General features: G+C 68.2%; 12 protein-coding genes. 6 read left to right on the top strand and 6 right to left on the bottom strand.

Annotated features, from left to right (window positions below):
• Nucleotides 1–29: 29 nt before the first annotated feature.
• The 3 genes from ACWDTI_RS20805 to ACWDTI_RS20815 all read right to left on the bottom strand — a co-directional run bounded on the left by ACWDTI_RS20805 (nt 30) and on the right by ACWDTI_RS20815 (nt 2,565).
• A complete protein-coding gene (locus tag ACWDTI_RS20805; protein ID WP_449740023.1) occupies nt 30–1,535 on the bottom strand; it encodes an aldehyde dehydrogenase in 1,506 nt (501 codons plus the stop codon).
• A gap of 83 nt (nt 1,536–1,618) precedes the next feature.
• Nucleotides 1,619–2,227: an LON peptidase substrate-binding domain-containing protein gene (locus ACWDTI_RS20810; RefSeq protein ID WP_449740037.1), complete on the bottom strand. Its 609-nt coding sequence runs from the start codon at nt 2,225–2,227 to the stop codon at nt 1,619–1,621.
• A gap of 29 nt (nt 2,228–2,256) precedes the next feature.
• Nucleotides 2,257–2,565, bottom strand: coding sequence for an antibiotic biosynthesis monooxygenase family protein (locus tag ACWDTI_RS20815; protein WP_449740024.1), 309 nt, complete (start codon nt 2,563–2,565; stop codon nt 2,257–2,259).
• Nucleotides 2,566–2,644: 79 nt separating this feature from the next.
• Between ACWDTI_RS20815 and ACWDTI_RS20820 the strand changes: the two genes are divergently transcribed.
• The gene (locus tag ACWDTI_RS20820; protein WP_449740025.1) at nt 2,645–3,013 is read left to right on the top strand and encodes a DUF427 domain-containing protein; all 369 of its coding nucleotides are present in this window, start codon (nt 2,645–2,647) and stop codon (nt 3,011–3,013) included.
• A gap of 29 nt (nt 3,014–3,042) precedes the next feature.
• Nucleotides 3,043–3,855: an alpha/beta fold hydrolase gene (locus tag ACWDTI_RS20825; RefSeq protein ID WP_449740026.1), complete on the top strand. Its 813-nt coding sequence runs from the start codon at nt 3,043–3,045 to the stop codon at nt 3,853–3,855.
• A gap of 188 nt (nt 3,856–4,043) precedes the next feature.
• Here the strand turns inward: ACWDTI_RS20825 and ACWDTI_RS20830 are convergent, their stop codons facing one another.
• Both ACWDTI_RS20830 and ACWDTI_RS20835 read right to left on the bottom strand, forming a co-directional pair.
• A complete protein-coding gene (locus ACWDTI_RS20830; RefSeq protein ID WP_449740027.1) occupies nt 4,044–5,309 on the bottom strand; it encodes a hypothetical protein in 1,266 nt (421 codons plus the stop codon).
• Nucleotides 5,310–5,407: 98 nt separating this feature from the next.
• A complete protein-coding gene (locus tag ACWDTI_RS20835; RefSeq protein ID WP_449740028.1) occupies nt 5,408–6,304 on the bottom strand; it encodes an A/G-specific adenine glycosylase in 897 nt (298 codons plus the stop codon).
• Between ACWDTI_RS20835 and ACWDTI_RS20840 the strand changes: the two genes are divergently transcribed.
• Both ACWDTI_RS20840 and ACWDTI_RS20845 read left to right on the top strand, forming a co-directional pair.
• A complete protein-coding gene (locus ACWDTI_RS20840; RefSeq protein WP_449740029.1) occupies nt 6,303–6,962 on the top strand; it encodes a carbonic anhydrase in 660 nt (219 codons plus the stop codon). The genes ACWDTI_RS20835 and ACWDTI_RS20840 overlap by 2 nt on opposite strands.
• Nucleotides 6,963–7,100: 138 nt before the next feature.
• Nucleotides 7,101–7,850 (top strand): hypothetical protein, encoded by a 750-nt coding sequence (locus ACWDTI_RS20845; protein WP_449740030.1) that lies wholly within the window; start codon nt 7,101–7,103, stop codon nt 7,848–7,850.
• Between the two features lie 162 nt (nt 7,851–8,012).
• Here the strand turns inward: ACWDTI_RS20845 and ACWDTI_RS20850 are convergent, their stop codons facing one another.
• On the bottom strand, nt 8,013–9,020 hold the full coding sequence (locus tag ACWDTI_RS20850; protein WP_449740031.1) for a LacI family DNA-binding transcriptional regulator: 1,008 nt from the start codon (nt 9,018–9,020) through the stop codon (nt 8,013–8,015).
• Nucleotides 9,021–9,126: 106 nt separating this feature from the next.
• Here ACWDTI_RS20850 and ACWDTI_RS20855 point away from each other — a divergent pair, with 106 nt between their 5' ends.
• Both ACWDTI_RS20855 and ACWDTI_RS20860 read left to right on the top strand, forming a co-directional pair.
• Entirely contained in the window at nt 9,127–10,314 is a 1,188-nt protein-coding gene (locus ACWDTI_RS20855; RefSeq protein ID WP_449740032.1) for an acyl-CoA dehydrogenase family protein, read from the top strand.
• Entirely contained in the window at nt 10,311–11,441 is a 1,131-nt protein-coding gene (locus ACWDTI_RS20860) for a CaiB/BaiF CoA transferase family protein (RefSeq protein WP_449740033.1), read from the top strand. The genes ACWDTI_RS20855 and ACWDTI_RS20860 overlap by 4 nt, the downstream gene beginning before the upstream one ends.
• The last annotated feature ends 306 nt before the right edge of the window (nt 11,442–11,747 follow it).

An 11,747-nucleotide genomic window follows, 5' to 3' on the forward strand; every position in this document is an offset into this window, starting at 1 on the left:
TGACCGACCCCGCCATCCCCTGTGAGAGATCAGGCTTCGGGAGTCGTGTACCCCATGGGCATGAGGATCGACTTGTGCTCCAGATAGGACTCGAGGCCCTCCCGGCCGTTCTCGCGGCCGATCCCGGAGTTCTTGTAACCACCGAACGGTGATGCCGGATCGATGGCGTACCAATTGATCCCAAGCGTACCGGTCCGGACCTGCTTGGCGATGGAAACGCCACGATCGATGTCGGACGTCCAGATCGAGCCGGCCAGACCGTAATCCGAGTCGTTGGCGATCGCGACGGCCTCGTCCTCGGTGTCGTAGGCGATCACGCTGATCACCGGACCGAAGATCTCCTCACGGGCGATGGTCATGTCATTGGTGACGCCGGTGAAGATCGTCGGGGTCACGTAAAACCCGTCCTCGAGACCCTCCGGCCGGCCGCCCTCGAGCACCGGTGTGGCGCCCTCTTCCTTGCCCTTGGCGACGTAGCCCTCCACCTTGTCGCGTTGCTTGGCGGTGATCAGCGGGCCGAGCATCGTGCCCTCGGCGGTGGGCAGGCCGGGAGTGAACATCTTCGCGGTCTCGACCATTGCCGCTACGATCTCGTCGTGCCGCGACCGGGGCACCAGTACGCGGGTCTGTGCGACGCACGCCTGCCCGGCGTTGATCAGTCCCGCGGAGAACACCAGCATGAAGATGTTCGACGCGAGGTCGACGTCGTCGAGGACGATCGCGGCGGACTTGCCGCCGAGCTCCAGCGAACACCGCTTCAGGGTCTCGCCGCAGCGCGCGGCGATGACCCGCCCCGCGGCGGTGGAGCCGGTGAAGGTGATCTTGTCGACGTCGGGATGATCGACGAGCGCTTGCCCGGCCTCGACCCCGCCGGGCACCACCGAGATGACGCCCTCGGGGACACCGGCTTCGACGAAGATCTGCGCGAGGAGGTTCGCGTTGAGCGGCGTCTCCGGCGCGGGCTTGAGCACGATCGAACACCCGGCGGCCAGCGCTGGTCCGAACTTGTTGGCCAGCAAGAACAATGGGACGTTCCAGGCGATGATCGCGCCGACCACGCCGACCGCCTCACGGGTCACCAGTGTTTCGCCGAACAGGCCGGTGCGCCGTTCCTCCCACGGGCAATCGGTGGCCGCCGCCGCGTAGCCCTGCAGCACGCCGGTGGCCGGCAGGCCCTGCAGGGTGGCGACGTCGGTCGGGGTGGAGCCCATCTCCGCGGACACCAGCGCGGAGATGTCTCCCATGCGTTCGTTGATCAGATCCGCGGCCCGATTCAGCACGGCGGCACGCTCCGCGGGGGCGGTGTCGCGCCAGACACCGGACTCGAAGGCCGCGCGGGCGGTCTTCACCGCGGTGTCGACGTCCGTCTCGTCGGCCAGGGGCACCGAGCCGACGCGTTCGCCGGTGGCGGGGGAGAAGACCTCCAGCGTCTCGGTCGAGTGCGGATCGACCCAACGTCCGCCGATGTACAACTGCGGTTGATCGCCGGCGCCGGCCAACTCAGCGGCCGGACGTGACTCGACGGTCTCGGTCATGTGTGCTCCCCTGTGCGTGAGTGATGTGCGTTACTCCCCGCCAATACTAGAACACGTTCTAAGTTGGCGGCCAGGGGTGCGGGTCAGAGACCGAAGCGGATCATGTCGGAGATGCCGTCGACGGCTTCGCGGAGCAGCGCCACCTGTTCGGCGACCGTCGCGCACTCCAGCAGGCGCTGGCGGTCGGCGGGTCCGATGGGCAGGCGTGCAGCCCAGCCGAAGACGCCATGCTCCGCCAGGTCGTCGTCGTCGAAGGTGGGCAGGCTGTCGATGGGCGCGTCGCGCGCGGCGGCCACGTCGTCGACCAATGCGCGGATCGCGATGCTGAGTTCGTTCAGGGCCGACCGATCGGCGTCGCCGATCACCGGGTCGGGCAGGGTTTCGGTGACGGCCCGCGGGTAGGGGTTGTCGGGCAGCCACTCGACGACCCGGAATCTCTCGGTTCCGGTGCAGGTCAGCGACGCTCGACCGTCGGGTTGCCGCAGCAGATTCTCGATGCGCGCGAAGGTCCCGACCTCGTGGCGCACATCGCCACCACCGACCTCGCTGCCGCGCGCGATCAGCACCACGCCGAATCGGCCCGAGTCCTTCGACGTACCAAGGCAATCGGTGAGCATCTGCCGATACCGCGGCTCGAAGATCCGCAGCGGCAACGGCTCGCCCGGCAGCAGGGCCGTGCCGAGCGGGAACATCGGTGTGACCGATGAGGTCACGGACTGGCTCAGGTAGTCGGTCGGGCGTCGAGGACGACCTCGAACTCCAGCAGGTCGGAGCCGCTCGCCACCGGCTTCGCGCGTTCACCGGAGTGCGCCTCACGGGCCGGCCCCGAGACCCACGCCTGGAAATCCTCCTCGGACTCCCACTGGGTGACCACGAAGTAGCGGTCGTCGCCCTTGACCGGGCGCAGCAACTGGAATCCGAGGAATCCCTTGGACCCGTCGACGGAATGTGCCCGATTGGCGAAGCGCTTCTCGAGTTCCGGCCCGGCACCCTCGGGCACCGAGATCGCATTGATCTTCACAACAGCCATGCGTCCACCCTACTGGCACCGATCCACCGACCGTCGCGAGTGCGGTGTAATCGAAGGGGGCGACGAGAGGAGAGCTGAGATGAGTCGAGCGCGGCTCGAGCCGACTGCCGAGCATCCGATCACCGTCACGGCCGCGGGTGGGCGGGTGACGGTGCGGGCCGGGAATGTGGTGATCGCCGATTCGACGCGGGCGCTCGCCCTGGACGAAGCGAGTTATCCACGGGTGCATTACATTCCGCTGTCCGACGTGGACCCGGGTGCGCTGCGGGAATCCGCCACCACCACCTACTGCCCGTTCAAGGGCGACTGCTCGTACTACGACGTCGTCGTCGACGGCCACGAGATCGCCGACGCTGTGTGGACCTATCGGGATCCGTATCCCGCGGTCGGCGAGATCGCGGGGCACGTCGCCTTCTATCCCGATCGCGTCGACGTGGCAACGACGTGATGTCCGGGCCGCGCCATACCCTGTAGCCCGTGACGGTGATACCCACTTTCAGCGGCCCCGACATCGGACTGCTCGACCACGGCGGTCCGGTCGACCGAGACGGTGTGCCGGTGCGTGGGGTCGGTCCGATCGTGCTGCTGCACGGACTGATGGGACGCGGGCGCACATGGCGGCGGCAGATTCCGTGGCTGCGCCGGCACGGACGTGTCTTCACCTTCGACGCGGCGTATCACACGGGCTCCGACGTCACGATGCCCGACGATCCGGCCGAACTGGGCACCGAACGGTTCGTCGCCGATCTCGCCGAGATCCTCACGTGGATCGATCAGGGACCGGCGGTGCTCATCGGCCACTCCATGGGCGCGCTGCACGCCTGGTGTGCCGCGGCGACCTACCCGGAAATGGTGTCCGCGTTGGTGATCGAGGACATGGCCCCGGACTTCCGTGGCCAGACGACCCGGACGTGGACGCCGTGGTTCGACAGCTGGCCCGACCGGTTCGCGTCGATCGACGACGCTACGGCGATGTTCGGACCGGTCGCCGGCCGCTACTTCTACGAGGCGTTCGACGACGGCCGACTGCACGGGCACCTGTCGATCTGGACCGAGATCGCCGAGGAGTGGGGTGGCCGCGAGTTCTGGTCGCAGTGGTCGGGCATCGCAGTGCCGTCGCTGCTGATCGAAGCCGAGCACACTGTCACGCCACCGGGGCAGATGCGAAAAATGTCCTCGATCAACGACTTTGCACTGCACCTCCGTGTCACCGGCGCCGGACACCTCGTGCACGACGACGCGCCCGACCTCTATCGCGGTGCCGTCGAGGCGTTCCTCTCCGCGCTGTAGTCGCGCCCGCGCCCCGCCCGGCCCTGCCCGGCCCCGCCTCCCGGCGAGCTGAGAGTTCCTCCCCCCGCATTACGAGAACCCTCCGAAAGTACTCGGAGGGTTCTCGCATTCTGGGTGGAGGAATCGTTCTGCGGCAGGCCGCCCGCGGGGGATGCTCGCTCGCGAGCCTGGTCGCAGGGGTTATCGGATCAGGGCCGGCCGTTCTGGTCGTCGGTCGGTGCGGCATCCGGCTTGTCCGGACCATTGCCCGGTGAGCTGCCCGGCGGTGTCGGGTAGCCCTGCGTCGGGTACTGGGGTTGTGTCGGGTAGGGCGGTTGGGTCGGGTACTGGGGATCGGTCGTCGTCGGTCGCTCGGGCTGGGCCGAGTAGCCGGGGTAGTTCTGTTGCGGCGGATACCCCGGTTGTGCCGGCTGGGTCGGATAAGTCTGCTGTGTCGTCGGATACCCCGGATACCCCGGTTGCGTCGGATACCCGGGCTGCCCCGGCTGCCCCGGTTGCGTCGGATAAGCCTGCTGTGTCGTCGGATATCCCGCTTGCGGCGGGTACCCCGGCTGCGCCGGATACCCCGGTTGGGCCGGATAGCCGGGTGGCGGGTATCCCGGCTGCGCCGTCGAATCCCATGCCCCGGCGATCTGGCCACCGCTCATCCGGCGATAGGCGTAGGCATGCAGCAGCGTCGAGAACGGCAGGGTGAAGATGCTGCCGATGTAGAGCAGGAGTTGTCCGAGATAGTTGATGCCGTAGATGGCGATGTACACGAGGACCGAATCGCCCACCCGGTCTCGGGCGAGCCGTGATGACGCGATCATCGCCGGGATCGGGGACATCCCCCGATCGATGACGTAGAACGGCACGAACTGCAGCAGCACCAGCGCGATCAGGCCCGGGATGATGCACAGGATGAAACCGATCACCGTGACGATCCCGGTGAGGATGAGTGCGCCGAGCAGCGGCCAGAACCGTCGCGTCCTGAGGAAGGTGCTCGTCGTCACCTGCTCGCCGTCGGCGGTGCGGATCGACCCGGCGTACACGGCCGCGTACAGGTAGAAGAAGGCGGCCGTCAGCGCGATCCCGAGCAGCACCAACAAGACGAGACCGCCGACGTTGACGGAGCCGGTCGTCTCCGTATATCCGTACTCGTCGGTGGTCGTGTGCAGGTCGCCGAACGCCCAGAACCCGGCGGCCACCATCAGTCCGCCCAGCACCAGGGCCGAGGCGAACATCAGGAGGCCGGGCAGCACCATCGGCCACAGGTTGTCGCGCAGGCGGTCCCACGACCACCGGAATGCGTTGCTGAAGTCGAGGTCGGCACCGGTCGACGCGGGAGTGCCCGGGCCCGGCGGCTGCGCCGGGTACTGCGAGCCGTAGGGATACTGTCCGCCGGGCGGATAAGGCTGATTCTGGTACGCGGGTCCATAGCCGCCGGTCGGCGGCACATTGGGCGGTTCGCTCATCGCGTCAAACTAGCAGGATTGGCGAGCTCGCACAGTCGGTCGCGGAGTCGATCTCGGGCCCATCGTTCCCGACGGTCGTGGCCGAGCCGGAGTGGCCGTCAATTCGCTTCGCCGGCAAGGCAGTACCGGCCATCGGTGGTCAACTCGACCAACCCGTCGACGAGCAGTGAATCCAGTGCGCGATTGCGTTGCGCAGTGTCGGACGTCCACACCGTGTCGAGTCTTGCGCGGTCGACGGGGTGCTCGGTATCCCGCAGGACGTCGAGCAGCAGCCCGCGGACCTGTCGATCGGTGCCGGCGAACTTCTGCGCTTTCCGCGGCGGCCCCGAGTGCGCCGGCCGTCCGAGCCGCACCCAGGTGCAATCGGTGAGCGGGCAGTCGTCGCAACGCGGGCTGCGTGACGTGCACACCAGCGCGCCGAGTTCCATCAAGGCGGCCGAGAACCGCGGTGCAGTGGTGGCCGGGTTTCCGGCGGGCGTCCGGGGCAACAGGGCGTCGGCGTCGTCGAGGTCGAAACGCGACGGATTCCCCGGCTGCTCGCGCCCGTGCACCGCCCGCGCGATCACCCGCCGGACGTTGGTGTCGACCACCGGGACCGACTGGCCGTAGGCGAAACACGCCACCGCGCGCGCCGTGTAGTCACCGATGCCGGGCAGCGTCAACATCGTCGCGACGTCGTCGGGGACCCGGTCGTCGAACCGCTCGGCGAGGACCGTCGCGCATTCATGCAGTCGCAGTGCCCGGCGCGGGTAACCCAGCTTGCCCCAGGCCCGCAACACGTCGCCCTGCGACGCCGCAGCCATGGCCGACGGCACGGGCCAGCGGTCGACCCACTGTCGCCACGGTCCGGTGACCCGGGCGACCGGGGTCTGCTGCAGCATGATCTCGCTGATCAGGATCTGCCAGCCGGACAAACCTGCGGCCCGCCACGGCAGCTCGCGTTCATGGACGTCGAACCAGCCGAGCAGGGCGGCCGGTGGCACACTAGTCGTCATGACCGCAGGATTGACACCGTCGCAGGCCTGGCACGTGCTGCGCGAAGGCAATGACCGTTTCGTCGCGGGAGAGTCTCAGCATCCCAGCCAGGGTAGCGAGGACCGCGCACGACTCGCCGCCGGACAGCACCCGCACGTGGTGCTCTTCGGCTGCTCGGACTCCCGCCTGGCAGCAGAGATCATCTTCGACCAGGGACTCGGCGACATGTTCGTCGTCCGGACGGCGGGTCAGGTGATCGACTCCGCGGTGCTCGGTTCGCTCGAGTACGCCGCCGAGGTGCTTCAGGTTCCGCTCATCGCGATCCTCGGCCACGACAGTTGCGGTGCGGTGAAGGCCACGCTCGACGCTCTCGACGAACTGCAGATCCCCGGCGGATACATCCGCGACGTGGTGGAGAAGGTGACACCGAGCATCCTGGCCGGCCGCAGCGAAGGTCTGACCCGCGTGGACGAGTTCGAGGCCCGGCACGTGGTAGAGACCGGTCGGCTGATCATGCAGCGCAGCCGGATCATCGCCGACCGTGTCGCCAACGGGAAACTCGCCATCGTCGGCCTCACCTATCAGCTGGACGAGGGTCGCGCGCGGCTGCGTGGCGTCTACGGCGACGTCGATGACGTGCCGACCCAGACCGTGGCGAACACCGCCGCCACCGCCTGACCCGCCCGCATGCTGTGGCCTGCGACACAGTGCGGGCCTTAACCCCAACTTGAGACTTTTGGCCGGTCAGGGGCTGTTTTCGCGACACGCCGCTCAGGGTCGCCCGACGGTGGTTGCCCGGCCGTTAGCGTGGGCCTCGTGATCGAACCGCAGGGCCCGCTACCTCCCGAGATCTATTGGCGACGACGCGTCGTCGCGATCGGTGGTGTGGTCGTCGCGGTGGCCCTGATCATCGGCCTGATCGTGTGGGCCACCGGCGGAAATGACGATTCGCCGTCGAACGCCGCGGCCACGTCGTCGGCGACGTCGGCATCGGAGACCGCGTACTCGTCGGAGACGAGCGCGCCGTCGTCCAGCGAAGAAGTCGCCGGTGGGTACGGAGGTGCGGCCGCCGGAGGTGGGGGTGTCCCCGCGTCCGGCTCGGCGGTGGCCCCGAGTGCCGCCGCTGCCCAGGCGCCCGGCCCGGTGCCCGCGTCCGGACTGTGCCCCGACTCCAACATCGGGGTCGTCCTCTACACCGACAAGCCCACCTACACCACCGGGGACCAGCCCGTCTTCACCATCGTGACGACCAACGTCGGGCTCACCGAATGCACCCGAGACGTGGGTAAGGCCGCGCAGGACGTCGTCGTCCGCACCCTCGACGGCACCCGCACCCTGTGGTCGGCACGCGACTGCTCGCCGCTGCAGACCGTCAACAACGTCACCCTGCAGCCGGCCCAGCAGGTGCGCGACACCATCACCTGGTCGGGCACCACCAGCAATCCGGGCTGCGACAAGCCGCGCGTCCCGATCCCCGTCGGCGGCTACCAGGCCATCGGCAAGATCGGTGAGAAGGAATCCGCGCCGATCACCTTCAACGTGGTGGCGCCGGCGCAGCAGCCGTAGCGTCGACTGGGCGCCCGATCCGGTTGAGTGGGCGCCCGATCCGGTTGAGTGGGCGCCCGATCCGGTTGAGTGGGCAGCGCACGTGGGGTCGCGAGCACAGTCAACGAAAAACGGTACCCAGTCAACGAGAAACGGCGCCCACTCGACGGGAGGCGAGGGACGTCAGGTCGTGGCCCGGACGATGAGCTCCACCGGAAGTCGCACGGTCTCCGGTTCACGGCCCTCGACCAGATCGAGCAGCCGCCGCGCCGCGGTCTCGCCGATCTGTCGGGCGGGGGACCGGACGGTGGTCAGCGGGACCGGTAGCTGCGCGACGACCGGAATGTCGTTGTAGCCCATCAGCGCAACGTCGTCGGGGATCGTCAGGCCGAGATCGCGGGCCGCGCCCAGCACGCCGATGGCGATGGTGTCGGAGACCGCGAAGATCGCGCGCGGACGGTCGGCGGTATCGAGCAGCTGCCGGCCGGCGGCGACACCGGCGTCGACCTCGAAGGTCGATTGGACGACTCGTTCATCGGGCAACGCGATCGACGCGGTGTCGAGGGCGGACCGGAACCCGGCGAGTCGGTCGGTGGCCGTCGAGGCATGAGCCGGCCCGGCGATGACCGCGAGGTCGGTGTAACCGCGGTCGAGGAGATGGCGTGCGGCCAGGTAGCCGCCGTGCCGGTCGTCGCCACCCACGAACGGCAGCCCGGCATCGGCGTGCCGGGTGACGGTGACCAGCGGGACATCGCCGATCGAGAGCGAGTCGATGAACGGCCGACCCGGCGTGTGCAGGCTGCTCAGCAGCAGTCCGTCGACCTGCCGGCCGACGAGCAGCGCGATAGCCCGCCGCTGCGCCTCGAGGTCGTCGGGCGGGGACGACAGCAGCACCGAGTAGCCGGCTCGTGTCGCGGCCGCCTCGATGCCCTGATAGGTGGTCGCGACGACGCCGTCGGTGAGCCGGGGCATCACCAGTCCGAGGGTGGTGGTCTTGCGTGTGCGCAGGCTGGCCGCCCAGAGGTTGGGCCGGTAGCCGAGCTCGGCGGCCACCTCCCGCACGCGCAGCGCCGACTCCGACCACCCGTCGGCCGGCTCGGGCTGCCGCAGCACCCGCGACGCCGTCGACACGTGGACGCCGGCCCGCTCCGCGATCTCCTTGAGCGTCGGCGCTCGATTACCCCCGGCCATCCACTTCTCCTCCCGAATGCGTCACACGATGTTGACGACAGCCGACTATGCACCTACCTTAGTCGATGCAAACGTTCGTGCAATCGTTCTTACCAGGAGGCATACGGTGACTCGCCCGCAAACCCTGTCCCAGCTGTTCGCGCTCGACTCTCTGCTGGACGACGAGGAGATCGCCATCCGCGACACCGTCCGCAAGTTCGGCGAGGAGCGACTGCGGCCCCACGTCGGCGACTGGTTCGAGAAGGCAGAGCTCCCGGCGCGCGAACTCGCGAAGGAACTCGGGTCGCTCGGTGCGCTCGGCATGCACCTCGAGGGCTACGGCTGCCCGGGCACCAGCGCCACCGCCTACGGGTTGGCCTGCCTGGAACTCGAAGCCGTCGACTCCGGCATCCGCAGCCTCGTGTCGGTGCAGGGCTCGCTCGCCATGTTCTCCATCCACCACTGGGGGAGCGAGGAGCAGAAGCAGGAGTGGCTGCCGCGGATGGCCGCCGGCGACGCCATCGGCTGCTTCGGCCTGACCGAGCCCGACTTCGGCTCCAACCCGGCGGGCATGCGCACCCACGCCAAACGCGATGGTGACGACTGGGTGCTCAACGGCACCAAGATGTGGATCACCAACGGATCGATCGCCGATGTCGCGGTGGTGTGGGCGCAGACCGACCTCGACGAGAGCCCCCGGGGCATCCGCGGATTCGTCGTCCCCACCAACACCCCGGGATTCTCCGCCCCGGAGATCAAGAAGAAGATCTCGCTCCGCGCCTCGGTCACATCCGAACTGGTGCTCGAGGACGTCCGCCTGCCCGAGTCGGCGATGCTGCCCGAGGCCGCCGGTCTCCGCGGTCCGCTGACCGCCCTGGGCGAGGCCCGCTTCGGCATCATCTTCGGTGCCATCGGTGCCGCCCGCGACTGCCTCGAGACGGCCATCGACTATGCGCAGACGCGCGAGGTGTTCGATAAGCCGCTCGCCGGCTACCAGATCACCCAGACCAAGATCGCCGACATGGCGCTCGAGGTCGGCAAGGGGCACCTGCTGGCCTATCACCTCGGCCGGCTCAAGGACCGCGGCGAGATCACCCCGGCACAGGTGAGCACCGGCAAGCTGAACAACGTCCGGGAAGCCATCGCGATCGCCCGCGAATGCCGAACCATCCTGGGCGCCAACGGCATCACCCTGGAGTACCCGGTCATCCGGCACGCCAACAACCTGGAGTCGGTGCTCACCTACGAGGGCACCTCCGAGGTGCATCAGCTGACCATCGGTCAGGCACTGACCGGCGAGGGCGCGTTCCGGTGACGAGCGCGCTCGACGGCCTGGTCATCGCGGACTTCGGGCGAGTGCTCGCCGGACCGTACGCCACGATGCTGCTCGCCGATCTCGGTGCCGAGGTCATCAAGGTGGAACGGCCCGGCGCCGGCGACGACACCCGCAGCTGGGGACCGCCGTGGGTGGGGGACTTCTCGTCGTACTTCCTGTCGGTCAACCGCAACAAGCAATCGGTGGCGCTCGACCTCACCGACGACGATGGGCTCACTGCCGCAAGGGAACTCGTGGAACGCGCCGACGTGATGGTGGAGAACTTCCTGCCCGGGACGCTCGATCGCCTCGGCTTGGGCTACGACGCGGTGCGAGAGATCAACCCGGACATCGTCTACTGCTCGGTGACCGGCTTCGGCGGCAACAACCAACTGCCCGGCTACGACCTGCTCATCCAGGCGGTCGGTGGCTTGATGAGCGTCACCGGACCGAATCCCGAGACGCCCACCAAGGTGGGTGTCGCGATGGTCGACGTGATCACCGGCTTGCATGCTGCCGTCGGCATTCTCGCGGCCCTGCGGCATCGGGACCGGACCGGCGAGGGGCAACGGATCGAGGTCAACCTGCTCTCGTCGTTGTTGTCCGCGTTGGTGAATCAGTCGTCGGCGTACGTCACGGCCGGGGTGGTTCCGCATGCCATGGGCAACCGGCATCCGAGTATCGCTCCGTACGAGGTGTTTTCGGCGGGGGACCGTCCGCTCGTGCTGGCGGTCGGCAACGACCGTCAGTTCGCCGCCCTCGTCGACGTCCTCGGACAGCCGGAACTGGCTGCAGACGAACGGTTCTCGACGAACAAGGCGCGTGTGGCGAATCGGGCGGAACTGGGCGCGATCATCAACTCCGCGTTGGCAAGTGACACCGCGGACGCCTGGTTCGAGGCGCTCACCGCGCGACGCGTCCCGTGCGGACCGCTCAACGACATCGCCGACGCCATCGCGCTGGCCGAACGTCTCGGGCTCGACCCGGTCGTCACGATCGACGACGACCGCCGCGACGCGCCGATCCGCCAGGTGGCCAACCCGATTCGGCTTTCGGCCACACCGGCGACGTATCGTTCGGCTCCGCCGCGGTTGGACGAGCACAGCGGGGTGACGCAGGAGGCGTAGTCTCCCCTCGCTGATCGAGTGAGGCACCGAGCCTGCGAGGTGCCGCATCGAGATCACTTGTCGGGCAGTGCGGTTGAACTCGGTCCCGATGCGCTCGGCTCCTGCGTCGCCGGGCTTACTCGACCAGCGAGTAGGAGGGTGCTTCGCACTCGAAGCGTTCGAAGCGGTTTCGGCAGGCGATGAGGAGTGCGAGTGGCTATGGCGCGGGACACTAGCCTGAATTTTTCGTGCTGATTTGCTGTGGCGTCGTGTTGATACGCGAAAGTGCCTGTCTCACAGGGCATGATCCGATTTGTTCAGGATCAA

Source organism: Gordonia sp. NPDC003424, from assembly GCF_053588655.1.

What these genes read in the sequence shown, in the direction of transcription:
- ACWDTI_RS20805 (WP_449740023.1), bottom strand. Translation starts at nt 1,535, where the DNA reads ATGACCGAGACCGTCGAGTCACGTCCGGCCGCTGAGTTGGCCGGCGCC.
- ACWDTI_RS20810 (WP_449740037.1), bottom strand. Translation starts at nt 2,227, where the DNA reads ATGTTCCCGCTCGGCACGGCCCTGCTGCCGGGCGAGCCGTTGCCGCTG.
- ACWDTI_RS20815 (WP_449740024.1), bottom strand. Translation starts at nt 2,565, where the DNA reads ATGGCTGTTGTGAAGATCAATGCGATCTCGGTGCCCGAGGGTGCCGGG.
- ACWDTI_RS20820 (WP_449740025.1), top strand. Translation starts at nt 2,645, where the DNA reads ATGAGTCGAGCGCGGCTCGAGCCGACTGCCGAGCATCCGATCACCGTC.
- ACWDTI_RS20830 (WP_449740027.1), bottom strand. Translation starts at nt 5,309, where the DNA reads ATGAGCGAACCGCCCAATGTGCCGCCGACCGGCGGCTATGGACCCGCG.
- ACWDTI_RS20840 (WP_449740029.1), top strand. Translation starts at nt 6,303, where the DNA reads ATGACCGCAGGATTGACACCGTCGCAGGCCTGGCACGTGCTGCGCGAA.
- ACWDTI_RS20835 (WP_449740028.1), bottom strand. Translation starts at nt 6,304, where the DNA reads ATGACGACTAGTGTGCCACCGGCCGCCCTGCTCGGCTGGTTCGACGTC.
- ACWDTI_RS20850 (WP_449740031.1), bottom strand. Translation starts at nt 9,020, where the DNA reads ATGGCCGGGGGTAATCGAGCGCCGACGCTCAAGGAGATCGCGGAGCGG.